Origin of the sequence: Pelagibacterium sp. 26DY04, assembly GCF_031202305.1 — a bacterium.
Taxonomy (GTDB): Bacteria; Pseudomonadota; Alphaproteobacteria; order Rhizobiales; family Devosiaceae; genus Pelagibacterium.
In genome coordinates this window covers 568,192-593,608 of sequence record NZ_CP101731.1, presented here as the reverse complement: position 1 = coordinate 593,608, position 25,417 = coordinate 568,192, and the positions used below count along the sequence as shown (strand labels likewise).

The window sequence follows — 25,417 nt, the reverse complement described above, 5'->3', positions numbered from 1 at the left end:
CCGTACACGCTTCGCCCAAGCAGCGAATGATCCTGGAACAAACATATCCTCCCTGTGCAGGCCAAAAGATGGCCGCGCACCTATCGCACTGGGCATGAGCGTTGCCCGTCGCGCCTTTTCCCAACAATAGACTATGCGCACAAAGAATTGGACGATCCGAACATTAGAGAGCGCTATCGGATCACTTCGGCGCGACGATCCATGCGAGAAATCGCTACCCTCTATTCTGTTATAGAGCATAACGTTGGCACGCAAGCCCTGTCCGGGCGGCTATCAACTTTGGACCATAGGCACGTTGCCTTTTGGCCAGATGTGGATAAGTTTTATTTCATAACAAAAGGAAACCTGCCATGTCCGCTTCCGTGACTGCCGACGCCGAGGATACGCTGCTTCGCTCCGAAGCAACGACGGAGATCGTCGGATATCGCCTGCGGCGTGCGCAGCTCAGCGTATTCCAGCGTTTCATCGCCGCTTTCGAACAGCTCAACCTGCGGCCGGCGGAATATTCGGTGCTGGCGCTGATCGCCGACAATCCCGGGCGCAAGCAGACCGAGATCGCGGAGATCCTGGGAATCAAGCGGGCCAATTTCGTGGCTCTGATCAATGGGCTCGATAGCCGCGGATTGACCGAGCGCCGAGTGGCGCGCGGCGACCGGCGGGCCAACGCCCTCTATCTGACCGAGGAAGGGGAGCGGTTTCTGGAGCGGGCGCGGGCGGTGCAGGCTGAGTTCGAGGCTGACTGCGTGGAGCGGTTGGGAGGCGCCGAGGCGCGAGATACTTTTGTGAGGATGCTCGATCGGTTGTGTTAAGCGGCGATGCCCGACCCGCTAGGGCGGGTTGCATCAGTCCGGCGATACCGGTCAAATGGGCAACGAATCGTTGTTCCTCCGGCCCCAAATCTCATGTCGCTTTTTGCCACCGCCCCTGCCCCCTTGCCGGCCGATGGGTTGGATATTCTTCGCTCGGTCTTCGGGCTGAGAGACTTTCGCGGGCAACAAAAGGCGGTTGTCGAGCATGTTCTGAGTGGTGGGGATGCGGTGGTGTTGTTTCCCACCGGAGCGGGCAAATCGCTTTGCTATCAGATACCGGCCATCGCGCGGCAGGGCGTGGGCATCGTCATCTCGCCGTTGATCGCCCTGATGCGCGATCAGGTGGAGGGGCTGCGACAAGCCGGGGTCAAGGCAGCGGCGCTCAATTCCTCACTCTCTAGCGACGAGGCGCGTGAGGTGCGGGCGGCGCTGCGCCAGGGGGAACTCGATCTGCTCTATGTGGCGCCGGAGCGGTTTTCGGCGCCGGGATTCCTCGATCTTCTGGCCAGTGTTCCGATCGCGCTGTTCGCCATCGACGAGGCCCATTGCGTAAGCCAATGGGGGCATGATTTCCGGCCCGAATATCGGGAACTGGCCAAGCTCAAGGACTTGTTTCCGCATGTGCCGCGGGTGGCGCTGACCGCGACGGCGGACCCCACAACACGCGCCGATCTGATCGAGCGGCTGGGGCTGGACGAGGCGCAAACCTTCGTTTCGAGCTTCGATCGGCCCAATATCGGCTATTCGATCACCGAACGCACCAATGCGCGGGGACAATTGCTCGATTTCCTCGCGCGGCACAAGGGCGAGAGCGGCATCGTCTATTGCCTGTCGCGCGCCAAAGTGGAGGCGGTGGCCGAGTTTCTCAATGAAAAGGGCATACCGGCCCTGCCCTATCATGCGGGACTCGACGCGGGGGTGCGGGCGCGAAACCAGGATGCGTTTTTGAAGGAAGACGCGGTGTGCCTCGTGGCGACGGTGGCCTTCGGCATGGGGATCGACAAGCCGGACGTGCGCTATGTCGCCCATCTGGACCTGCCGGCATCGATCGAAACCTATTATCAGGAGACGGGGCGTGCCGGGCGCGACGGACAGCCGTCGGAAGCCTGGATGAGCTACGGGCTGGCCGATGTGAGCCAAAGGCGGCGGATGATTGCCGAAGGCAATGCGCCCGAGGAGGTCAAGCGACTGGAAAACGCCAAGCTCAATGCCCTGCTCGGCGTCTGCGAGACGGCGGGGTGCCGGCGCCAGGCGGTGCTCAAGCATTTCGGTGAAAGCCATCCGGGCAATTGCGGCAACTGCGATACCTGTCTCAATCCGGTGGATACCTGGGACGGGACGGAAGCGGCCAACAAGGTGATGTCGGCGATCTATCGCACAGGGCAGCGGTTCGGCGCGGCGCATGTCATTGACGTGGTGATGGGGAAAACCACCGAGAAAGTCGAAAAGTTCTCGCATCAGCATCTACCGGTGTTCGGGGTGGGGCAGGACATTTCCGTCAAGACATGGCGCTCCGTGGTGCGGCAGTTGACGGCCATGGGGCTGGTGCATGTGAACCACGAGGCCCATGGGGCGCTCTATCTCGATCAGGGCGCGCGGGCGGTGTTTCGCGGGGAGCGGGCGGTGACGCTGCGGCGCGATCCCGAGCGCAAGCGGCGCGATACCAATCGGGCATTGGTGGGGGATGCAGGACTATCGAGGGAAGCGGAGGCGGTGTTCGAGCGGCTGCGGAAAAAACGCCGCGAGATCGCGAGCGCACAGGGCGTGCCGCCCTATGTCGTGTTTCAGGACACAACGCTAAGGGCCATGGCGGTGCATCGGCCGGAGACGCTGGAGGCGATGCGGGCTCTGCCGGGAGTGGGCGACAGCAAGCTCGAGCGGTATGGAGCGGCGTTCCTGGCGGTGATCGTTGAGGCGTGAGCCGCGCGGAGCCGTGCGTGTCTCCGTGCTCCGATCACCATCAATCGAGTTGGAATACCCTCTCTAGCTTTACTTCCACGGGCGAGTTGTCCGGATTGGTTTGCATGATATCGCCCATCATGGCCCACCAGCGGGCCATGATCTCGTTCTCCGGCAGGCGATCCATTGTGTGGTCGTCGGTGCGGACCAAAGTGGCGAAGAGGTGATGCGTTTCGGGGTCGAGCCAGATCGAATAGTCCGAGACGCCGGCCTCGCGCAGGAGGGCGGCGAGCTCGGGCCAGATCTCATCGTGCCGGCGGCGATACTCGGCGGCCCCGCGGGGATTGAGGTTCATGCGGAAGGCGATGCGTTCAGGCATGGAGGCTTCCTTTCTCGCACCGGACGGCGCAGGGCTGGGTCCCGGGAACACGTCCCGGGATGACGAGCGAGAGGTTAGATAATACCGCCCGAGCCGCCGGTGACGGCCGGGCGTTCGGCAGCGACCTTGTCGCGGTAACCGGATGCGCGGTAGGCGGCGATGGGGGAGATAGCGGCGCCCTTGCGGTGGCGGGCCATGGCGAGGATGGGTTCGACGTCAGTGCGGAAGGCCGATTTCAGGGTCTGGGCGGCCATGAGGGCGTCGTTGGCCTCCTGGTATTCGGCTAGGGCCGTGCGGTCGACGAGGAGAGCCTGGGCGTAGGCGCGCTGGACCTCCATGGCGGACTGCATCAGGCTTTCGATGGGGTCGGTGACGTTGTGGCTCTGATCGAGCATGTGGGCGGGATCGAAACCCTCGGCGCCGCGCTGTTCGGCATCGACAAGTTCGTTGAAGACCAAGAACAGGCGGTAGGGGTCGATCGAGCCTGTATCGAGGTCGTCGTCGCCATATTTTGAATCGTTGAAGTGGAAGCCGCCGAGCTTTTTGAACTGGATCAATCGCGCGACGATCATCTCGATATTGACGTTGGGGGCGTGGTGGCCAAGGTCGACGAGGCAGTAAGCCTGCGGGCCGAGTTCTTGGGCGATGAGGTAATTGGTGCCCCAATCCTGGACGACCGTGGAATAGAAGGCCGGCTCGTACATCTTGTGTTCGGTGAAGATGCGCCAATCGGCCGGCAGGGCTTTGACCACGTCCTTCATGGAATCGAGATAGCGCTCGAACTGGGCGGTGAAATGGGTCTGGCCGGGGAAGTTGGAGCCGTCACCGATCCAGACGGTCAGGGCTTTCGAGCCCAGCGCCTTGCCGATCTCGATGCATTCAATGTTGTGGTCGATGGCCTGGCGGCGGATGGCGGGATCGGTGTGGGAGAGGGAGCCGAATTTATAGCTCAGCGCCTGACCAGGGGCGTCCGAGAAGGTGTTGGAATTCATGGCGTCGAAGCCCAGGCGGAGGGAATCGGCTTTGGCCTTCAATTCTTTTGGGTCGGCCTTGTCCCAGGGGATGTGGAGGGAGACTGTGGGAGTGGCGCCGGTCAATTGGTGGATGACGGCGCAGTCTTCGAGCTTGTCGAAGATGTTTCGCGGCTCGCCGCGGCCGGGGAAGCGGGCGAAACGGGTGCCGCCGGTGCCTACGCCCCAAGAGGGGATCGCGACGCCGTAATTGGCGACTTTTTGGGTGATCGCTTCGATGTCGATGTCGCGGCGGGAGAGATGGTCGCCGAGGGCGGCGTAGTCGGCGGTGAGGGTGGCGGAGTGCTGCGCGTTAGCGGCGGTGATGGTTTCGGCGGCGATTTTGGATTCGGTCATATTATTCCTCCCAGTTCTAATTGCAGGAGCTGGTTCTTGGGCCAGCGCTGCGCACCCCTCATCCGACCTTTCGCCTTCGGCGAAACCCCACCTTCTCCCTCAAGGGGAGAAGAAAAGCTCCTGGCAGGCGCTACGGCAAGCCCCCCTCACCCGACCGCTTCGCGGCCACCTTCTCCCACCAGGGGAGAAGGGTAGTCGGTGGCTAAACCGACGCCAGTGCCCAAGCACTTTCAGCGCGTAAAACTCTGGGCGTTTCCTGCGTCGACGTTGATGATGTTGCCCGTGGATTTTGCCGACATGTCGGAGGCGAGGAAATAGATGGCTTCGGCGATGTCCTCGGGGAAGACCGAGCGCTTGAGGAGGGAGCGCTGTCGGTAGTGTTCCTCGAGGTCGTCGCTACTCATCTTGTAGGCGGCGGCGCGTTGCTCTTTCCATTCGCCGGTCCAGATTTTCGAACCGCGCAGCACGGCGTCGGGGTTCACCACGTTGACGCGGATCTGTTCGGCGGCGCCTTCGAGCGCGAGGCAGCGGGCGAGGTGGATTTCGGCGGCCTTGGCCGTGCAATAGGCCGAGGCGTTGGGGGAGGCGGCGAGGCCGTTCTTGGACGCGACAAAGACGACGTTGCCGCCGATCTTCTGGGCGCGGAAGAGTTTGAACGCTTCGCGGGAAACCAGGAAATAGCCGGTCGAGAGGATATCCATGTTGCGGTTCCACAGCTCCAGCGACGTCTCCTCGATGGGGGCAGAAGAGGCGAGACCGGCATTGGAAACGAGGATATCAAGGCCGCCGAATTCGACTGAGGTACCGAAAAAGCCGCGGATCACCGCCTCTTCAGAGGTGACGTCCACCAAAGCGGTGCGGACGACATCCTTGCCGAAGGCGGCGGCAAGCTCGTCCTTGGCGGCATCCAACGCCGCTTCATCGATATCGGCGATCACCACGCAAGCGCCCTCGCGAAGGAGGCGCGCGGCGGTGGCCTTGCCGATGCCCCCTGCCCCGCCGGTCACCAGCGCGATTTGGCCGGCAAGGGATTTGGGCTTGGGCATGCGTTGCAGCTTGGCTTCCTCAAGGAGCCAGTATTCGATATCGAAAGCCTCCTGCTCGGAAAGGCCCTGATAGGTGGAAACGGCGGAGGCGCCGCGCATGACGTTGATAGCGTTGACGTAAAATTCGCCGGAGATGCGGGCGGTCGCCTTGTCCTTGGCGAAGGTGAACATGCCGACGCCGGGCATCAGGTACACCACGGCGTTGGGGTCGCGCAGGGCGGGGGAATTCTCGCGCTTGCAGCGCTCGTAATAGGCAGAGTAGTCGGCGCGGTAGGCCTCGACCTGCTCGGGGAGGCTGGCGAGGACGGCATCGACGTCGGGGTTGGCGGGGTCGAAAGCGATGACCAATGGGCGAATTTTGGTGCGCAGGAAGTGATCGGGGCACGAGGTGCCCAACGCAGCCAAGGGTTCGAGGTTCTTTGAATTGACGAAGGTCAGAACCGTGTCGCTGTCGTCGAAATGGCCGACTTTGTGGCTGTCGGCCGAGATCATGCCGCGGATGGCGGGCATTAGACGCGCGGCGATGGCGCGGCGCTCCTCAGCGGGGAGCGAGGCGAATTTCTCGCCGCCAAAGGCGGGCACGGCAGCGGTTTTGGCTTCGAGCCAATCCATTGCCTTGTTGATGGTCGCGATGGTCTGCTCGTAACACTCCTTGGGCGTGTCGCCCCAAGTGAACAGGCCGTGGGATTCGAGGATGACGCCCTTGGCCTGAGGGTTGTCGAGGCAGAATTTTTCCAGCCACAGGCCGAGCTCATAGCCGGGGCGCTTCCAGGGGAGCCAGCCGATTTCGTCGCCGAAGATTTCCTGCGTCAGCGCTTTGGAATCTTTCGAGGCGGCGATGGCGATGATGGCGTCGGGGTGCATGTGATCGACGAAGGGTTTGGGCACATAGGCGTGCAGCGGCGTATCGATCGAAGCGGCGCGGGGATTGAGGTTGAAGGTGGCGTGGGGGAGATAGCCGACCATCTCGTCCTCGTGTTCGAGGCCGCGATAGAGACCTTTCAGCGCCCGGAGCTTGTCCATGTAGAGGGTGGAAAAGCCGTCGAGCTTTATGGTGCCGACATCGCCGCCCGAGCCTTTGACCCAAAGGACTTCGACCTGCTCACCGGTCAGCGGGTCCTTTTCGAAGATTTTCGAGGAGGTGTTGCCGCCGCCGTAATTGGTGACGCGCTTGTCCGAGCCCAGGAGATTGGAGCGGTAGACCAGACGCTCGGGCTCGGTCATGGACGCGGTCTTCGCATCGTCCCACAGATTGGCGATGCGCGCAGGTGCGGCGGAAGCTGGCATGGTATTCCTCCCAGAAGCCGGATCGGTCTTTTGGCTTCATAACCACATGCGGTCAGGACAAAGTCAATCACAAAACAATCAAGTTCGATCAAAATAGGTCAACTTCGTTACATGCTGATTGACAGTGATCGTTTTTGGTGATGCCATACGACCAAGGGAGGATTTGCCGGATATGCATGAGCGCGAACGCCACAAGGTCATTCTGTCCGCCGTTCAGGCGCGGCCGGTCGCGACCGTGGGCGAACTTGTGGACCTCACCGACACCTCCGAAGCCACCATCAGACGCGATATCGCGGCGCTGCATGTGCAGGGCAAGCTGCGGCGGGTGCGCGGGGGCGCCGAGGCGCTCAATCCGCCGACGCAATCGGGGCTGGTGGGGCGGCCGTTCTCGGTCAATGAATCGATCAATGCCCCCCTCAAGCGCGCTATCGCCAAGGCGGCGGTGGACCTTTGCGCGGACGGGGACTCGATCATCATCAATGGAGGTACGACCACCTACCAGATGGTGTTTCACCTGATCGCCCGGCGCTGCCAGGTGCTGACCAACTCGTTCCCGATCGCCAGCCATCTGCTGGCACATTCGAAGAATTCGGTGGTGGTCCCCGGGGGCACGATCTATCGCGAGCAGAACATCATTCTTTCGCCCTTCGAAAGCGACGTGACGCGGCATTTTTATGCCAAGCGCATGTTCATGGGGGCGCAGGGGCTGGGACGGCATGGGCTGACCGAAGCCGACCCGCTGCTGATCCAGGCGGAAATGAAGCTGATCGGGCAGGCCGACGAATTGGTGGTACTGGCCGATTCCACCAAGTTCCGCCAGCGCTCGAGCCTGATCCTGTGCCCGCTCGAAAGGATTTCCACAATCATCACGGACCGCGGCATCAGCGATCAGGATCGCCAGATGCTGGAGGATAACGGCATCAAACTCATCATCGCCGATGCCGGGGAGCGGTCGAACACGGAGGACTCTTCGTCGGTCGCCTGAGGACGATGACCGGCGCGGGAAAAGCAACCAATAAAGCTCCAGGGAGGATTTCATGAGCTTGGTTAGGACACTTCTTGCAACGACGGCGATGGCCGCCGCCATGATGGCGGTCGCCATGCCGGCACAGGCCCAGACGCGCATCGCTCTGGTCGCCAAATCGCTTGGCAACGGCTTTTTCGAAGCCGCGGCGCGGGGCGCCGAGGAGGCGGCAGAGGAAATCGGGGACGTCGAGATCATCTATACCGGCCCGACCTCGACCACGGCGGAAGGCCAGATCGAGGTGATCAACACGCTGATCGCCCAGAACGTGGACGCCATCGCCATCTCGGCCAACGATCCGGACGCGGTGGTGCCGGCGCTGCAACGCGCCATGGAGCGCGGTATCACCGTGATCTCCTGGGACTCGGGCGTTGCCCCCGAAGGACGGCAGATGCATCTCAACCCCTCGTCCAACGAGCTGATCGGGCGGATGAACCTCCAGCTCGTCGAGGCGCATATGCCCGAGGGCGAGAGCGATTTCGCCATTCTTTCGGCGACCACCACTTCGACCAACCAGAATATCTGGATCGAGGAAATGGAAGCGCAGATGGGCGATTTCCCGGATCTCAACCTGGTCACCACCGTCTATGGCGACGATCTGGCCGATAAATCCTACCGCGAGGCGCAGGGCATTCTGCAATCGATGCCCAATGTCAAAGTGATCGTGGCGCCAACCACCGTGGGCATTCTGGCCGCTTCGCGCGCGGTGGAAGATGCAGGGATGATCGGAGAGGTTTACGTGACCGGCCTCGGTCTGCCCTCGGAAATGGCGGGAGCGATCGAATCCGGGGCGACCAAGGAGTTCGCTATCTGGAACCCCGTCGATCTGGGCTATTCCGCCGCCTATATCGCTTATGAGCTGGCCAGCGAGAATGCCACGGTCGAGCCGGGCGCCACGATCTCGATCGGCCGGGTTGGCGAAATCACGCTCGACGACAATCTCGAAGCGGGCATGTCCGAGCCGTTCGTCTACGACGCGAGCAATATCGACGAGTTCAAGGACATCTTCTGATCGTCCGTTTGCAATAGCAATGCTGCCCGGCAAAAACGCCGGGCAGCGCCTTTATCCTTCAAACCGGCGAGGTTTTCGCGACGATGTCCGCCGCACCTCAGGTTGTATCGCTCGGAGCGGAGGCAACCCCGATCCTGACGATGACCGGCATCTCCAAATCCTTTCCCGGCGTCAAGGCGCTCGAGGGGATTTCGCTCGAGCTCTATCCTGGGCAAGTCACTGCGCTCGTCGGCGAGAACGGGGCGGGGAAATCGACGCTGGTCAAGATCCTGACCGGGATCTACCAACCCGACGCTGGGGAGATCGTGCTGGATAGCCAGCATGTGCATTTTTCCTCGGCTCATGCGGCGCTCGAACACGGGATCACCGCGATCCATCAGGAGACCGTGTTGTTCGACGAACTCTCGGTGGCCGAGAACATCTTTCTGGGCCATGCGCCGCGCACGCGGCTGGGGCTTGTGGACTGGAAGACTCTGCGGGCTGAGGCCGCCGATATCCTTAGTTCCATGGGCGCTCCGATCGACCCACGCGCACGGCTCAAGGACCTTTCGATCGCCAACAAGCATCTGGTGGCGGTGGCGCGGGCCATGTCGATCGAGGCCCAGATCGTCATCATGGACGAACCCACCGCCGCGCTTTCGCACAAGGAGATCGAAGAGCTGTTCGTCCTGATCGACCTGCTCAAGGCCGATGGCAAGGCGATCCTGTTCATCTCGCACAAATTCGACGAGATCTTCCGGATCGCCGACCGTTACACGGTGTTCCGCGACGGCCAGATGATCGGCGCAGGGCCGATGGCGGACACCAACCAGCGCGAATTGGTGCGCATGATGGTGGGGCGGTCGGTGGACCAGGCCTTTCCCAAGCAGGACGTGGCGATCGGGGCGACGGTTTTGGAGGTGGAAGGGCTTTCCCACCCGACCGAGTTCGATTCCATAAGCTTTACACTGCGGCGCGGGGAGATTCTCGGGTTCTATGGCCTGGTGGGCGCGGGGCGCTCGGAATTGATGCAGGCGCTGTTTGGGGCAACGCGGGTTTCGAGCGGCGCGGTGACGCTCGAAGGCAAGCCGGCGCTGGCGAAATCGGAGGCCGATGCCATCGAAAAGGGCATCGTCTATGTGCCCGAGGAGCGCGGACGGCAGGGGGCGGTCACGGGGCTTCCGATCGTCCAGAATATTTCGCTGCCCTCGCTCAAAAAAACCTCGCGAGCCGGATTTCTGGACATGGCCCGCGAATTTGCGCTGGCGCGGCAATATTCTGAACGGCTCGATCTGAGAGCCGCATCGCTCAGCCAGGAGGTGGGGACACTATCGGGTGGCAATCAGCAGAAGGTGGTGATCGCCAAGTGGCTGGCAACGAGGCCTAAGGTGATCATTCTGGACGAACCCACCAAGGGGATCGATATCGGCTCGAAAGCCGCCGTGCATGCCTTCATGAGCGAATTGGCGGCTGAGGGGCTGTCGGTAATCATGGTCTCGTCTGAACTGCCCGAGATCATGGGCATGTCGGACCGGGTGATCGTTATGCGCGAGGGGCTGATCGCCGGTGAGTTCGAACGAGCCGCGCTCGATGCCGAGACGCTGGTGCGCATGGCGGCCGGGATTGGGGATCACTGATGGCGGCGCTATCGAAACATCGCGAACTGATCCTGGTCGGGGCGATATTGGTGCTGATCGGACTGATCACGCTGCGCTATCCCCCGTTTGTCGCGCCCGGTAACCTGGTGCGCGTGTTCGACGACACCGCCATCCTGTTCATCCTGGCCCTGGGGCAGATGGTGGTGATCCTCACCCGCTGCATCGATCTTTCAATCGCCGCCAATCTGGCGCTCTGCGGGATGATCGTCGCACTGCTCAATGTGGCGTTTCCAGGTATTCCCGTGCCCCTGCTGATCGTGGCCGCCATCGGATGCGGGGCGCTGTTGGGGGCTTTCAACGGGGCGCTGGTGTGGAAGCTGGGCATCCCCTCCATCGTCGTGACGCTGGGGACGATGACCATATTTCGGGGCTCGATCTTTTTGCTCTCGCAGGGGCAATGGGTCAACGCGCACCAGATGACCGACGCGTTCAAGGCGTTGCCGCGCATGACGTTCCTCGGCCTGCCAGGGTTCTCCTGGTTCGCGATTGTCATTATTGCCGCCTTTGTGCTGTTGATGAGCCGGACGAAGCTGGGGCGCAACATCTATGCGGTGGGGGTCAATCCCACCGCCTCGGTCTACGCGGGGATCGATGTGGGGCGGACGCAATTTTTCGCCTTCATGATCTCGGGGATGGTTGCGGGACTGGCGGGGTATCTGTGGGTGGCGCGCTATTCGGTGGCCTATACCGAAATCGCCAGCGGGTTCGAACTCAACGTCATCGCCGCCTGCGTCATCGGGGGCATCTCGATTGCCGGGGGGATCGGGACGGCGGCGGGGGCGGTGCTGGGAGCGCTGTTCCTGGGGATCGTCGCCAACGCGCTGCCGGTGATCAACGTTTCGCCCTTCGCGCAGATGGCGATCTCGGGAACCGTCATCATCATCGCGGTGATCTTCAACGCCCGCGCCGAGCGCAAGAAGGGGCGGATCATTCTCAGAAAAGCGGAAGCGAACCCATGACGACGGCCAATCCGCACGCCATTCCCGACCGACTGGAAAACCGCTGGATGGGGGCACTCAAAAGCTGGGAATTCCTTCTGCTGCTGGTGGCGGTGGCGGTGTTCATCTTCAACAGCTTCGCGACGCCCTATTTCCTTACCCCCTGGAGCATTTCGGACGCCACGTTCAATTTCACCGAGCGGGCGATCATCGCGCTGGCCATGGCGATGGTGATCATTTCAGGCGAGATCGACCTTTCAGTGGCCGGCATTCTGGCGCTGGCTTCCACCGCCATGGGGGCGGCGGCGCAGATGGGGGCGGACGTGCCCTTGTTGATCGCCATCGGCCTGAGCACCGGACTGGTGTGCGGGGCGATCAACGGGGCGCTGGTGGCGGGGCTGAAGCTGCCCTCGATCGTCGTCACCATCGGCACGATGAGCCTCTTCCGGGGCATCTCTTATATCGTTCTGGGCGATCAGGCGTTTACCGACTACCCGCCGGGCTTTTCCTATTTCGGGCAGGGTTACGTCTACTGGGTGATCTCGTTCGAGCTTGTGCTGTTCCTCGTGATGGCGGTGCTGTTCGGCATTCTCTTGCATCGCACGAGCTTCGGGCGATCGGTGTTCGCGATCGGCAATAATCCGATCGCCGCGCAGTTCTCCGGGATCAGGGTGCGGCGGATCAAGTTCATCCTGTTTTTGCTGACCGGGGTGATGTCGGGGCTCGCCGCGATTCTTCTGACCTCGCGGTTGGGCTCGACGCGGCCCTCGATCGCGCAGGCGTGGGAGCTCGAGGTGGTGACCATCGTGGTTCTGGGCGGAGTTTCGATCCTGGGGGGATCGGGGAGCATATTGGGGGTGGTGATCGCCGGATGCGTGATGGGACTGGTGACCTTCGGGCTGGGACTGCTCAACGTGCCGGGAATCGTGATGTCGATCGTCGTGGGCGCAATGCTGATCACGGTGATCGCCGTCCCGATCGTCATCGGGCGCATCCGGCAGGGGCTGGCGCGCCGATGAGGCATGTCGGTGTCATCGACATCGGCAAGACAAACGCCAAATTCGCCATCGTCGATGCCGAAACGATGGCCGAAGTGGCGGTGCGCACGCGGCCCAATCGGGTGCTGAGCGGACCGCCCTACCCGCATTTCGATATCGAGGGGATCTGGGATTTCCTGCTGGCGGCGATGGGCGAACTCAACCGCGAGTACCCCATCGACGCGCTCTCGATCACCACGCATGGGGCAACCGCGGCGCTGGTCGATGGGGCAGGCGAACTGGTGTTGCCGGTGCTCGACTATGAGTTCGACGGGCCCGCTACGGTACGGGCCGAGTATGACGCTCTGTGCCCGCCTTTTGAGGTGACGCTGACCCCCCGGCTGGCGATGGGGCTTAACCTCGGAGCACAGCTTTATTGGCTGAAGCGGGAATGGCCGGAGGCGTTCGCGCGGGCGCGGGCCATACTCACCTATCCGCAATATTGGGCCTGGCGGCTGACCGGGGTGGCGGCGTCGGAGCTGACATCGCTGGGGTGCCATACGGGGCTGTGGGATTTCGAGCGCGGGAGGTTTTCGTTGCTGGTCGAGGCCTTGGAGATTGGCGGAAAGCTGCCGCCGATCCGGTCGGCGTTCGATGCGCTGGGGGCAATCGGGTCCGAGGTTGCCGACCGGACGGGGCTGGCGGAAGGAACGCCCGTTCATTGCGGCATTCACGATTCCAACGCTTCGCTGCTGCCGCATGTGCTGGAGCGGACGCCGCCGTTTTCAGTGGTTTCGACCGGAACCTGGGTGGTGGTCGCCTCGCCCGGTGGAAAGATCGAGATGCTTGATGCGGAACGCGATTGTCTCGCCAATATCGACGCACTTGGCCGCACGGTGCCCTCGGCGCGGTTGATGGGGGGGCGGGAATATTCGCTGCTGACAGGTGACAGGACCGAGCCGCACGACGCCGGGACGGTCAAGACGGTGCTGGAGAAGGGATTGATGCTGCTCCCGACCGTGCAAAGCGGGTCGGGGCCGTTTCCCGGGCGGGCGGCGCGGTGGACTAGGGGCGCCGAGACGGCGGATGCGCCGACGCGGCATGCGGTGATCTCGTTTTACCTGGCGCTGATGACGGCGGAATGCCTGACCCTAACCGGAGCGGAGGGCGAGATCATCGTCGAGGGCCCCTTCGCGCGGAACTTCGATTATCTGGCGATGCTGGAGGCAGCAACGGGGCGGGCCGTGCTTGCCGATGGACGGAACGCAACGGGGACAAGCATCGGTGCGGCGTTACTGGCATTAGGCAAAGGCGCAAGGCCGCGCGGCCGTTCTGAGAGACGGGAATTGGGCGTTGCGGAAGCAGGGGCCTTGCGCGAATACGCGCGGCGTTGGCGGAGCACTTGCGCAAGCTAACTTGCAATATATATTGTTCTTGCAATTTCTAATGCAAAAACGTATGAGAGCGGACAGGAGGAGCCATGTCCATTCTCGAACGTGTCCAGTCGGTGGCCGAAAATCTCACGCGGGCAGAGCAGAAGCTCGTGCGCGAGATCATCGCCAAGCCGCGCGACGTGGCGTTGGGGACGGCGTCGAGCCTAGCACAGCGAATCGGGGTGCATGAAGCCACCGCATCGCGATTGGCCAAAAAGCTCGGGTTCGAGAGCTATGCCGGGTTTCGCGATGCCATCCGGGACGAATTCATCGTCAAGACCGACCCCGCGTTGCGAGTCCGCAATACGCTGGAGGCGGCGCAGGGCGGGGATCTGCTTTCCGAACTGATCGCCCGCGAGATTGAAGCGTTGGGCAATCTGCCCAACTATATCGATGCACGACGGATCGAGCAGGCGGCAGAAGTGCTGATCCGGGCACGGCGGGTGTTCATCTTTGCGCGCGGCAATGCAGTGACGCTGGGCGTCATGCTCGAAAAGCGGCTTTTGCGTATGGGGCTGGATGTGGAGATCCTTTCCGGCGACAGCCGCGACCTCGCCGAACAGGTGCTGCGGATGAGCGATGAGGATGCGTTGATCGCTTTCGCGTTCCGGCGGCAGCCCCGGCACTATGCGGCGCTGGTCGAGCGTGCCCGAGTAGTCGGAGCGACCTCGATCTCGATTTCCGGTTCGCTGGGACCGGCACTGGCGCCGGCGCCTGACATGCTGCTTTCTGCCCCACGGTCAGGTTCAAACGATAGTTTCCAGACGCTGACCGTGCCGATGGCGATCACCAATGCCCTGGTTCTGACCATGGCGCAGAAGGACCAGACCAAAGCGCTCGAACGGCTGGAAACGCTGGGTGAATTGATCAACGAATTCGAGTCTCGCTAGGGACACGGAGCGGCGGGTGGAGGACCGCCGAGTTCGCATGGCAAAATTCTGCAAGTAAACTTGCATGTCATACGAATGTTGCAAATACATGTGCATTAACGCGGGCCGGCAAGCACCGGCTCCACCCACTGGAGGACCATCAATGACCCTTAAGTATCTTCTGGCCACCACAGCCTTGGTCGGCCTTCTGACCACTCCCTCCCTTTCCCAGGATCTCGACGCCATGACCGCCGAGGAGCTGCTGCCGCTCGCCCAGGAAGAAGGCACAGTCACCGTCTATTCTTTCACCAGCCGCATTGCTGCGGTAGAAGCCGCATTTGAAGCTGCCTATCCCGGCATCGACCTGGTCGGTTATGACGCGAGCTCGACCGAGCAGATCGCCCGCCTGCAGGCGGAAGCTGCCGCCGGGATCGCTTCGGCGGACGTCGTTTATATTTCCGACGCCCCGGTCGTTTTGACCGAACTGCTCGATCAGGGGCTGATCGAGGGCTATGTGCCGCCGCGCGTTTCCGAGCTGCTGCCGGAAGAATTCAAGAGCCCGCTGCTGTCCCAGCGCCTTTCGACCAAGGTGCTGATGTACAACGAAGAAGCTCACCCCGATGGTGCGCCGGTCGACAATCTCTGGGACCTGACCACCCAAGAGTGGACCGGCCGGGTGATTATGGTTGATCCGCTCCAGCGCGGCGACTATCTCGACCTGATGGTGGAAATCGTTCTGCGTTCGGACGAGATGGCCCAGGCTTATGAAGCCGAATTCGGCGCCCCGATCGAACTCGACGCGGGCAATGAGAATGCCGGCATGCAGTTCATCGCCGATCTTTTCGCCAATGACGTCGTGTTGGTCTCCTCGACCGACGACGTCAACGCCGCCATCGGCTCGATCGGCCAGCCCAACCCGCCGATCGGCTTCACCTCGTACTCCGACCGTCGCGATAATGAGGATGAGGGCTGGGCGCTGCAGGTGGCCAATGAAGTCGAACCGTCCAACGGCATCATCTTCCCGGCTCTGCTGGCGCTTTCGGCCAACACCGAACATCCGGCCGCGGCCCGTCTCGCCATCGACTTTTTGATGGGTGACGACAGCGAAACCGGCGGCGAAGGCTTTGCGCCGTTTTATGTGCCCGGCGACTATGCCACGCGCACCGATATCGTGAGCCACCCGGACGCCGTGCCGCTGGAAGACTTCATCGCCTGGCGCATCGATCCAACCGCGACGGCTGAAATCCGCCAGGAGATCGCCGACTTCATTCTGGTGCTGCAGTAAGCTTTTCTCCTCCCCCGGCGAATGATCGCCGGGGGAGATCTCCTCATGAGACCGAAATAATGGCCACTTCTTCATCGATCGCCGGCCGGGGGCGGATTTCGCTACCGCAAGGCCTGGTCCTCAAGGTCTGCGTTCTTGCCGTTATCGGCGTTTTGATCGCCGGGCCGCTGCTGCGCATCCTGTTCGAAACGTTGATGCCCGGAACGGTTGCTGCATGGAGCGACGTGGTGATCAGCCCACTGTCGCGGAACCTACTCTGGGTGCCGCTGGGCAATACGCTGATCCTGGGATTTGGCGTTGCCGCAGGATGCGTGTTGATCGGCGGATTTCTGGCCTGGCTGGTGGTGATGACCGATATTCCGTTCCGGCGGACGATCGGATTGATGGCCACCCTGCCCTTCATGATTCCGAGCTTTGCCACGGCGCTCGCCTGGGGCTCGCTGTTCAGGAACGGACGTGTTGGAGGCCAGACCGGCTTCCTCGAAGGCCTGGGCCTATCGGTACCCGATTGGCTGAGCTGGGGCATGATACCCACGCTGATCGTGTTGATCGCGCATTATTATTCCCTGGCCTTCACGGTGATTGCCGCAGCGCTGGCCACGGTCAATTCCGATCTCGTGGAAGCCGCGCAGATGACCGGCGCCAAGCGCGGTCGAATCCTCATGGGCATCATCCTGCCCGTGGCGCTGCCGGCCATCGTGTCGGGCGCCTCGCTCACCTTTGCGGGGGCGGTTTCCAATTTCGCGGCCCCTGCCCTTCTGGGCCTGCCGGTCAGAATGCAGACCATGGCGACGCGGCTGTTCGGGATGATCGAGATCGGCCAGACGGCCCGCGGCTATGTGATCGCCATTCTGCTGATCGTTGTTTCGGCCTTTTTCCTCTGGTTCGGCAACAAGGTGATTTCCGGCCGGCGCTCCTATGCAACGATCACCGGCAAAGGCGGGCGCGCCAAGCGGTTCACGCTGGGCGGCGCGAAATACCCGCTGTTTGCCATCGCCACGATCATCTGTCTTCTGACCACCGTGGTGCCGGTGGTCATCCTCATCGCCTCGTCATTGGCTCCAAGTTCGTCGGCGCTCTTTTCCAACTGGACGCTGCACTATTGGATGGGCGCTTCCAATCCCTCGATCGCTCAGGGACAGGCAGGTGTTTTCCACAACCCGTTCATCGTTTCGGCGACGACCACGACGCTGGGACTCGGAGTTGTGGTTGCGATCACCGGCTCGGTGCTGGGGCTGATGGTGGCCTTTACGTTGGCGCGTTACCGCACCGGGTTCCTTTCAGGGGTCATCAACCAGATCTCGTTCCTGCCGCTGCTGGTTCCGGGCATCGCGTTCGGCGCGGCCTATATCGCACTGTTCGGCGCACCGATCGGGCCGTTCCCAGCGCTTTACGGCACATTCGCGCTGCTGGTGATCGCTGGCACCGCCTACCTCGTGCCCTTCTCGGTACAGACCGGCCGCGCCGTGATCCAGCAGGTTTCCGGCGATCTCGACGAGAGTGCGCGACTGACGGGGGCGGGGTTCTTCCGGCGCATGGCTGCAATCACCGTGCCGCTCGCCAGCCGTGGGCTGGCGGCCGGGGCCTTGATCATCTTCGTCAAGATCGTGCGCGACCTTTCGCTGGTGGTGCTGCTCTTTACGCCCACCACACCGCTGCTCTCGGTGCTCGCCTATCGCTATGCGTCCGAAGGGTTCACCCAGTTCGCCAACGCGATCACCGTCGTCATCCTCATCATCTCCATCGCCGTGACGCTGCTGGCCAACCGGCTGCAGGCGAAATCGCAGCCCTGGCTCAAGAATTAGGCCCGCCATGATCTCCATTTCCAATCTCACCAAGAGTTTCGGCGATTTCGATGCCGTCAAATCGGTCAGCCTTTCGGTGCCCAAGGGCTCGTTCCTCGTTCTTGTCGGCCCGTCCGGCTGCGGAAAATCGACGATGCTACGCATGCTGGCCGGGCTGGAAACACCAACCGCAGGAACCATCACGTTTGAAGGCAACACGGTTTCGGACGGCGATAAAAACTGGACCATCGAGCCGGCGCAGCGCGACACGGGACTGGTGTTTCAATCCTATGCCCTCTGGCCGCATATGACGGTGGCGGGGAATGTTGAATGGCCGCTCAAAGTCGCCAAAATGGCGGCGGCGGAGCGCAAGGCGCGCGTGGCCGAAGTGCTGACGCTGCTCGGGATCGAGAAGCTCGCCACCCGCTACCCCAACGAGATTTCGGGCGGACAGCAGCAGCGCGTGGCGATTGCCCGGATGATCGCGCCCAAGCCGGGAATATTGCTGTTCGACGAACCGCTCTCGAACCTTGATGCCAAGCTGCGCGTGGAGATGCGCACCGAATTACTGCGGGTGCATCGGGCGACAGGGGCGACCTCAATCTATGTGACGCACGACCAGGTGGAAGCCATGACCATGGCGAGCCATGTGGCGGTGCTGAAAGATGGCGAGGTCGAACAATTCGGGACGCCCGAGGAGTTGGTGGCCAATCCACAGACGGCGTTCGTCGCAACCTTCGTGGGCACGCCTCCGGCAAATCTGGTGCCGGTGCGACCAGTCGAAGGTGGGATCGAATTTGCCGGAACGGTGCTGCCCAAGGGGTTTGATCTTGAAGGGGCGGCGCAGGCTATGTACCGGCCCGAAACGCTTGGGGTTTCCCACACCCAGAGTCAGCGGACGCTGGCGCTCGATTTTGCCGAAGCAAGCCCGGTGGCCGGCCGGATCATGGTGACCGGCACGCGTGGCGACCTGCGGCTGACGGCGGTTGTGGACAAGGCGCCGAAATTTGCGCCCGGCGACACCGTTCATTTCCTGTTGCCGGAAAAACCCGCCGCGCTCTTTACCCCCGCCGGGGAGATCATGGCATGAAGCGTGTGATGATCGTGCGGCATGGGGAGTCTGAGTGGAACGCCGAGCGCCGCTTGCAGGGGCAAGCCGATATCGCGCTCTCCGCGAAAGGCCGCGCACAAGCAGAGGCACTAAAACCGGTAATTGCGGGGCTTTCGCCGGATCGGACGATCTGCTCGGACCTCGAGCGCGCTCACGATACGGCGGGGCTTTTGGGCATTGCCGATGCCGAATGCCGTGCTGAGCTGCGCGAAATCCATGTCGGCGAATGGACCGGGCGGCCGATCGAAGCGATCAGGGCTGACGATGTGGCTGGATATCAGGGGTGGCGTGCAGGGACGTATACGCCGCCGGGTGGAGAAAGCTGGAGCGATTTCGTGGCCCGGACGACAGCCTGTGTCACCCAGGCCCTACAAACCAGCGAGAAGCTTCTGGTCGTCTGCCATGGTGGCGTAATCCGGGCGTTGCTTGAAAGCCTTATCGACCTGCCGCCCAAGCGGATTATTCCCGTGGGACCGGCGAGCCTAACGATCCTCGCGGAGCGCCCGGCCGGATCGGGCAATATGCGGCTCGAACTCTTCAACTATTCGCCGCTCGGACCGGTGCTGGACGCACCCGATTGAACGGGGGATTCTCCATCCCTCCGCAGTAGAAGAAATCCATGCCACCGCCGGGCGCCATTTTGGCGCATGCATCCGCGCGCCTGCGTCGCCCGCGCAAAGCCTCCGCCTTACACTGGCTCTACGATCACGCCATGGAGGCATTTGGTGAAAAAGTTTCTTCTCGCATTGGCGCTGGCCGCCACGGCAACACCGGCGGCGGCGCAGCCGACCGACATTTTGAACGTCTCCTACGACATCGCCCGCGAGCTCTATGCGGCGATCAATGAAGCCTTCATTCCCCATTATGCCGAAGAGACCGGCACGACGCTCACCGTCAACCAGTCCCATGCCGGCTCGTCCACCCAGGCGCGCGCCATTCTCGAAGGGCTGCAGGCCGATCTTGTGACCTTCAACCAGGTCACCGACGTCAACGTGCTGGCTCAAAACGGGTTCGTTTCGGAGAACTGGCAGAGCGAATTTCCAAACAACGCTTCGCCCTACTATTCGCCCCCAGCCTTTCTGGTGCGGGCGGGCAATCCCAAAGGGATCGAGGATTGGGACGATCTGGTGCGTGAGGACGTCCAGGTGATTTTCCCCAATCCCAAGACCTCCGGCAATGGGCGCTATACCTATCTCGCGGCCCGAGCCTATGCCAGTGGCGCGTTCGGGGGCGACGAGGCGGAAGTCACCGAGTTTCTCACCACCTTCTTCGGCAACGTGCCGGTCTTTGAGACCGGCGGGCGCGGGGCGACCACTGCCTTTGTCGAGCGGCGGCTGGGCGATGTGCTGATCACCTTCGAGGCCGAAGCGCTGGCGATCGTCAACCAACTGGGCGCCGATCAGTTCGAGGTCGTGGTGCCCAGCGTGAGCATCCTCGCCGAGTTCCCGGTGGCCGTGGTCGACCGGGTAGCCGAGGCGCGCGGATCGGCGGAGATCGCCCAGGCCTATATCGAATTTCTCTATTCGAGCGAAGGCCAGACCATTCTGGCGCAGAACTTCAACCGCGTTCACGATGAGGCCGTGGCGGCCGAGTATGCCGACACGTTCCCCGAGTTGCGCCTAGTGACGATCGAACAGGAATACGGCGGCTGGGATCGGGCGTCGCAGGAGCATTTCGCAGAGGGCGGACTGCTCGATCAGGTTTTCCTCAACCAGTAAGAGCCGAGCAAACCAACGACCATGATGCGGCATGGGAGAGATCCCATGCTGCCATAAGCATCTGAGGACATTCTTGGCTCTCGCTGCGCGTCTTTATCGCAAATCCATTCTGCCCGGCTTCGGCCTTTCGCTGGGGATCGCGCTTACCTATGCGACGATCATCATCGCGCTGCCCATCGCTGCCATGGTGTTCAAATCGGCGAGCCTTGGGTTCGACGAGTTCGTGCGGATCACCACATCGCAGCGGGCGCTTGCGGCCTATTGGATCACCATTTCCTCGGCGGCGCTGGCAACGGTGGTCAATTCCATCCTGGGGCTGCTGCTCGCCTGGGTAATCGTGCGGTATCGCTTTGCTGGAAGGCGGGCGCTCGATGCGCTGGTCGATCTGCCGTTCGCGCTGCCCACCGCCGTGGCCGGGCTAACGCTGGTGACGCTGTTTTCGCCCGACGGGTGGTATGGCTCGGTGCTCGAACCGATGGGGCTTTACGTCAACTACACCCAGGTGGGCATCGTGGTTGCGATGACCTTCACCTCCATCCCCTTCGTGGTGCGAGCGGTGCAGCCGGTGCTCGAACAACTCGAGCCCGAATTCGAGGAGGCGGCAAGGAGCCTGGGGGCCACCGATTTCCAGGTTTTCACTCGCGTGGTGTGGCCGGCCATTCTGCCCGCGTTCCTCACTGGATGCGTACTCTCTTTCGCCCGCTCGCTCGGCGAGTTCGGGGCCGTGGTGTTCATCGCGGGCAACATTCCGGGAATGACCGAGATCGTCTCCCTGCTGATCGTCATCCGGCTCGACGAATACAACTATCCGGCCGCCGCAGCACTCGCCACCGTGCTGCTAGTGGTCTCCTTTATCACCATGCTCTCGACCAATCTGCTGCAGAGCTGGCAATTGCGTTACGCGGAGAAGAGCCGATGAGTGCCCGGCGCCGGTCCCCCGCCGAAACCGTGCTGATCGGGTTGGCGTTCCTCGTCGCCGCGCTGACGCTGGTTGCGCCGCTGGCGCTGATCTTTGCCTATGCGTTCCGGGAGGGCTGGGGCGCGTATCTGACCAACATCATCGAGCCCAACACGCTGCATGCGGTAGGATTGACGGTTCTGACGGCGTTGATCGTCGTGCCCATCAATATCGTCTTCGGCATTGCCGTGGCGTGGTTGGTGACGCGGCATCGCTTCGTGGGGCGGCAGCTCCTGGTGACCATCATCGAGCTGCCGTTTTCGATCAGTCCGATCGTGGCTGGGGTGGCCTATCTGTTTCTCTATGGCGGACAGGGATTGCTCGGCCCTTCGCTGCAAGCGGCGGGAATACCGATCATGTTCACGGTTTTTGCGATTTTCCTTGTAAGTCTGTTCGTCACCGCGCCTTTCGTGGCGCGGGAGTTGATCCCGCTGATGGCGCAGCAGGGAACCGAGGACGAGGAAGCAGCCCTTTCGCTCGGCGCCAGCGGATTTCAGATGCTGCGATTGGTGACGCTGCCTAATATCGGTTGGGCGCTGCTCTATGGAGCGATCCTCACCAATGCGCGGGTGATGGGAGAGTTCGGCGGCGTTTCGGTCGTATCGGGCGCGATCCGGGGGCAGACTAACACGCTGCCCCTGCAGATCTCCCAACTGTTCAATGATTTCAACGTCACCGGCGCCTTTGCCGCCGCAACGCTATTGGCGCTGCTTGCCGTGGTGACGATCGTGCTCAAATCGCTGCTGGAATGGCGGAACGGCGCACATTAAGCATCTCATCTTGCGCGCGTTTCGGCGTTAGACGCCGCCCTCGTCAGCCGGGAACACGCTCCAGCGTCGGGGCCTAAAGGCGATGCGCGATTTGGCGACCGCGGAGTGATCGACGGGGATTTCGATCTCGACCTTTTCGCTGACACCGCCGACTTCGAGTTCGACCTGGCGCACGCCGGCGGTGCGGCGGCTGGTTGCAACTGTGCCCACGATGGCCGTTTCTCCGCTTTCGACCACTTCGACGTCGTGCGGACGGAAAAAGAGCTGGCCGTCCCCATCGGCAACGCCCTTGGCATCGAGACCGAGCGGGCGGTCTGCGAAATAGAGCTGGCCGCGTTCGATGCTGACCGGCAGGCGCGAGGATTGGCCGATAAAGGAATAGACGGTCGGCGAATTTGGGGTGTCGTAGATCTCGTCGGGCACGCCCACCTGTTCGATCCGGCCCTGGCTCATGACGACGACGCGATCTGCGAGTTCGAGCGCTTCCTCCTGGTCGTGGGTCACGAAAACGGTGGTGTGGCCGGTGGAATCGTGGACCTCGCGCAGCCAGCGGCGCAGTTCCTTGCGCACCTGCGCATCCAAAGCACCGAAAGGTTCGTCGAGCAGCAGCACCTTGGGTTCGATGGCCAGGGCGCGGGCAAGCGCCACGCGCTGACGCTGGCCGCCGGAGAGCTGGTTGGGATAACGCTTTTCGAACCCCTTGAGCTGGACAAAGTCCAAAAGCTCGCGCGAGCGGGCTTCGATCTCCTTTTTGGGGCGCTTGTCCTTGCCGGTGCGCACTTTCAAGCCAAACCCGACATTTTCAAGCACCGTCATGTGCCGAAAGAGCGCGTAGTGCTGGAAGACAAAGCCCACATTGCGCTCCTGCACACTCTTTTTCGACGCGTCGCCCTCGCCGAAATAAATGGCGCCCTCGGTTGGAAAATCGAGTCCCGCGATCAAACGCAGCAACGTCGTCTTGCCCGAGCCGGACGGGCCGAGCAACGCGATCAGTTCGCCCGATTGGATATCGAGCGACACGTCGTGGAGCGCGGGGAACTTGTCGAACTCCTTGCGCACGTTTTTGACTTTGACTTCCATAAATACCTTTTCCGATCCGTCGCGGTCGCCCGTCGGCGTGGTCGCGACCTTATACGCTTGGGCGGGGCCTTGAGAACCGGGGCGACCAGCGCCGGCATGCTAAAAGCTCCCGCCTCCGCGGAATTATATTCGCCGGCCAGGTGCCGGCGCAAACCGGCATCAGGTGCAATCGGGTCGGCACGATCGGAGGGGCAGAAGCACTAATGCATTAGTGTTGAAGTTGTGCGCAGGATGCGCTAAACGGGACGGGCCGACGCGCGAGAGGCGCTGCCGAGGAGGAGTCCATGAGCGAAAACGAAACCAAAAACTCCCGCCGGAGCGATCGCTGGTTCGTGCCCGATGATCTGCGTTCGATGGGGCATCGCTCGCGCATGCTGCAGATGGGTTATGACGAAGCCGATTTTCTCGGTAAGCCGGTCATCGGCATTGTCAACACCTGGTCGGACACCAATCCCTGCCATGCCCATTTCAAGGAGCGCGTCGAGGACGTCAAACGCGGCATATTGCAGGCCGGCGGCTTTCCGGTGGAACTGCCCGGGCTATCACTCTCGGAAAGCCAGCTCAAGCCCACCTCCATGCTCTATCGCAACATGTTGGCGATGGAGACCGAGGAGATGCTGCGCGCCCACCCCATAGACGGCGCCGTGCTGATGGGGGGCTGCGACAAGACCACGCCGGGGCTGGTGCTGGGGGCGGTGAGCGCGGGCTATCCGATGATCTTCCTGCCCGCCGGCCCGATGCTGCGCGGCAATTATCGTGGGCAGCCGTTGGGGTCGGGTTCGGATTCGTGGAAATATTGGGACGAACGGCGGGCCGGCGTGATCGGGGAAGCCGAATGGAAGGAAGTGGAGCAGGGCATCGCCCGCTCCTACGGCCATTGCATGACCTTCGGCACGGCGAGCACCATGACCGCGATCGCTGAGGCGCTGGGGCTGACCCTGCCCGGCGCGAGCTCGATTCCGGCCGCCGACACCAACCACAACCGCATGTCGACGCAAACCGGGCGGCGCATCGTTGAGATGGTCGCCGAGGGGCTGACGCCCGACAGGATCCTAACCCGCGATGCCGTGGACAACGCGGTGATCGTCGCGATGGCGACGGGGTGTTCGACAAATGCGGTGGTTCATCTGCTTGCCATGGCACGGCGGGCCGGGATCGACCTCACGCTCGACGATCTCGACGCCGCCAGCCGGGTGACGCCTGTGCTGGCCAATATCCGCCCGTCGGGCAAGACATACCTCATGGAAGATTTCTATTTCGCCGGCGGATTGCGGGCGCTGATGGGGCAGCTCAGGGACCGGCTCAATCTCGATGCGTTGACCGTTTCGGGGCGTACATTGGGGGAGACGCTGGAAGGCGCGGAGATCCACAACACCGACGTTATCCGGCCGCTCGACAACCCGATCTACCACGAGGGCTCGCTGGCTGTGCTGCGGGGGAATCTGGCGCCCGATGGGTGCGTGATCAAACCTTCGGCATGCGAGGCCCGGTTCCTGGTCCATGAGGGGCCGGCTCTGGTTTTCGATTCCTACCCCGAGATGAAAGCGGCGGTGGATGACGAAGACCTTGATGTCACGGCGGACCACATCCTGGTTCTGCGCAATGCCGGTCCGCAGGGTGGGCCGGGGATGCCTGAATGGGGCATGCTGCCCATTCCGCGCAAGTTGCTGCGCCAAGGGGTGCGCGACATGCTGCGCATTTCGGATTCGCGTATGAGCGGGACGAGCTATGGCGCCTGCATCCTGCATGTGGCGCCCGAATCCCATATCGGCGGCCCGCTGGCACTGGTGAAAACCGGCGACATCATCAGGGTGGACGTGCCCAGCCGGCGCATCGACATGCTGGTTTCCGAAGACGAACTCGCCTCACGCCGACGCGCCTGGGTGGCGCCCAAGCCGCGTTACGAGCGCGGCTATGGCTGGATGTACGTCAATCACGTGACGCAGGCCGACAAGGGCTGCGATTTCGACTTCCTCGAAGCCCGTTTCGGCGCCGCCGTCGCCGAACCTGATATTTTCTAAGCCTTGGGAGGAC

Annotated in this window: 21 protein-coding genes; 17 read left to right on the top strand and 4 right to left on the bottom strand. The window is 62.4% G+C overall.

Annotated elements, in window-relative coordinates:
- The first annotated feature begins 350 nt into the window (after positions 1-350).
- Complete coding sequence (locus tag NO932_RS02730; protein WP_309209494.1) at positions 351-809, top strand: MarR family winged helix-turn-helix transcriptional regulator; 459 nt, start codon at positions 351-353, stop codon at positions 807-809.
- 93 nt (positions 810-902) lie between these two features.
- On the top strand, positions 903-2,729 hold the full coding sequence (gene recQ, locus NO932_RS02725) for a DNA helicase RecQ (protein ID WP_309209493.1): 1,827 nt from the start codon (positions 903-905) through the stop codon (positions 2,727-2,729).
- Between the two features lie 40 nt (positions 2,730-2,769).
- On the opposite strand, the gene rhaM is transcribed toward recQ, so the two are convergent.
- The 3 genes from rhaM to NO932_RS02710 all read right to left on the bottom strand — a co-directional run bounded on the left by rhaM (position 2,770) and on the right by NO932_RS02710 (position 6,787).
- Entirely contained in the window at positions 2,770-3,087 is a 318-nt protein-coding gene (gene rhaM, locus NO932_RS02720) for an L-rhamnose mutarotase (RefSeq protein WP_309209492.1), read from the bottom strand.
- 74 nt (positions 3,088-3,161) lie between these two features.
- Entirely contained in the window at positions 3,162-4,454 is a 1,293-nt protein-coding gene (gene rhaI / locus NO932_RS02715) for an L-rhamnose catabolism isomerase (RefSeq protein ID WP_309209491.1), read from the bottom strand.
- 230 nt (positions 4,455-4,684) lie between these two features.
- Positions 4,685-6,787, bottom strand: coding sequence for a bifunctional rhamnulose-1-phosphate aldolase/short-chain dehydrogenase (locus tag NO932_RS02710; RefSeq protein WP_309209489.1), 2,103 nt, complete (start codon positions 6,785-6,787; stop codon positions 4,685-4,687).
- Between the two features lie 172 nt (positions 6,788-6,959).
- Here NO932_RS02710 and NO932_RS02705 point away from each other — a divergent pair, with 172 nt between their 5' ends.
- The 14 genes from NO932_RS02705 to cysW all read left to right on the top strand — a co-directional run bounded on the left by NO932_RS02705 (position 6,960) and on the right by cysW (position 22,303).
- Positions 6,960-7,772: a DeoR/GlpR family DNA-binding transcription regulator gene (locus tag NO932_RS02705; protein WP_309162776.1), complete on the top strand. Its 813-nt coding sequence runs from the start codon at positions 6,960-6,962 to the stop codon at positions 7,770-7,772.
- 52 nt (positions 7,773-7,824) lie between these two features.
- Positions 7,825-8,823, top strand: a complete 999-nt coding sequence (gene rhaS, locus NO932_RS02700) for a rhamnose ABC transporter substrate-binding protein (protein WP_309209488.1) — start codon at positions 7,825-7,827, stop codon at positions 8,821-8,823.
- 83 nt (positions 8,824-8,906) lie between these two features.
- Positions 8,907-10,439 (top strand): sugar ABC transporter ATP-binding protein, encoded by a 1,533-nt coding sequence (locus NO932_RS02695; RefSeq protein ID WP_309209487.1) that lies wholly within the window; start codon positions 8,907-8,909, stop codon positions 10,437-10,439.
- Positions 10,436-11,419, top strand: a complete 984-nt coding sequence (locus NO932_RS02690) for an ABC transporter permease (RefSeq protein ID WP_309210975.1) — start codon at positions 10,436-10,438, stop codon at positions 11,417-11,419. The genes NO932_RS02695 and NO932_RS02690 overlap by 4 nt, the downstream gene beginning before the upstream one ends.
- Positions 11,416-12,417, top strand: coding sequence for an ABC transporter permease (locus NO932_RS02685; RefSeq protein WP_309209486.1), 1,002 nt, complete (start codon positions 11,416-11,418; stop codon positions 12,415-12,417). Before NO932_RS02690 ends, NO932_RS02685 begins: the two co-directional genes overlap by 4 nt.
- Positions 12,414-13,790 carry an FGGY-family carbohydrate kinase gene (locus tag NO932_RS02680; protein WP_309209485.1) on the top strand — a complete coding sequence of 459 codons (1,377 nt, stop codon included), beginning with the start codon at positions 12,414-12,416 and terminating at the stop codon, positions 13,788-13,790. Before NO932_RS02685 ends, NO932_RS02680 begins: the two co-directional genes overlap by 4 nt.
- Before the next feature lie 65 nt (positions 13,791-13,855).
- Complete coding sequence (locus tag NO932_RS02675; RefSeq protein ID WP_309209484.1) at positions 13,856-14,698, top strand: MurR/RpiR family transcriptional regulator; 843 nt, start codon at positions 13,856-13,858, stop codon at positions 14,696-14,698.
- A 142-nt stretch (positions 14,699-14,840) separates the two neighbouring features.
- Complete coding sequence (locus NO932_RS02670) at positions 14,841-15,962, top strand: ABC transporter substrate-binding protein (protein WP_309209483.1); 1,122 nt, start codon at positions 14,841-14,843, stop codon at positions 15,960-15,962.
- Positions 15,963-16,021: 59 nt separating this feature from the next.
- Positions 16,022-17,767 (top strand): iron ABC transporter permease, encoded by a 1,746-nt coding sequence (locus NO932_RS02665; protein ID WP_309209482.1) that lies wholly within the window; start codon positions 16,022-16,024, stop codon positions 17,765-17,767.
- Between the two features lie 7 nt (positions 17,768-17,774).
- Positions 17,775-18,836 (top strand): ABC transporter ATP-binding protein, encoded by a 1,062-nt coding sequence (locus NO932_RS02660; RefSeq protein WP_309209481.1) that lies wholly within the window; start codon positions 17,775-17,777, stop codon positions 18,834-18,836.
- Positions 18,833-19,438: a histidine phosphatase family protein gene (locus NO932_RS02655; RefSeq protein ID WP_309209479.1), complete on the top strand. Its 606-nt coding sequence runs from the start codon at positions 18,833-18,835 to the stop codon at positions 19,436-19,438. The genes NO932_RS02660 and NO932_RS02655 overlap by 4 nt, the downstream gene beginning before the upstream one ends.
- Positions 19,439-19,582: 144 nt before the next feature.
- A complete protein-coding gene (locus NO932_RS02650) occupies positions 19,583-20,575 on the top strand; it encodes a sulfate ABC transporter substrate-binding protein (RefSeq protein ID WP_309209478.1) in 993 nt (330 codons plus the stop codon).
- Positions 20,576-20,648: 73 nt separating this feature from the next.
- Positions 20,649-21,494, top strand: coding sequence for a sulfate ABC transporter permease subunit CysT (gene cysT, locus NO932_RS02645; protein WP_309209477.1), 846 nt, complete (start codon positions 20,649-20,651; stop codon positions 21,492-21,494).
- Entirely contained in the window at positions 21,491-22,303 is an 813-nt protein-coding gene (gene cysW, locus NO932_RS02640; protein WP_309209475.1) for a sulfate ABC transporter permease subunit CysW, read from the top strand. The genes cysT and cysW overlap by 4 nt, the downstream gene beginning before the upstream one ends.
- A 27-nt stretch (positions 22,304-22,330) precedes the next feature.
- Here the strand turns inward: cysW and NO932_RS02635 are convergent, their stop codons facing one another.
- Positions 22,331-23,383, bottom strand: coding sequence for a sulfate/molybdate ABC transporter ATP-binding protein (locus NO932_RS02635; protein ID WP_309209474.1), 1,053 nt, complete (start codon positions 23,381-23,383; stop codon positions 22,331-22,333).
- Between the two features lie 284 nt (positions 23,384-23,667).
- On the opposite strand from NO932_RS02635, the gene araD reads away from it, so the two are divergent.
- A complete protein-coding gene (gene araD, locus NO932_RS02630; protein WP_309209473.1) occupies positions 23,668-25,404 on the top strand; it encodes an L-arabinonate dehydratase in 1,737 nt (578 codons plus the stop codon).
- Positions 25,405-25,417: the final 13 nt, after the last annotated feature.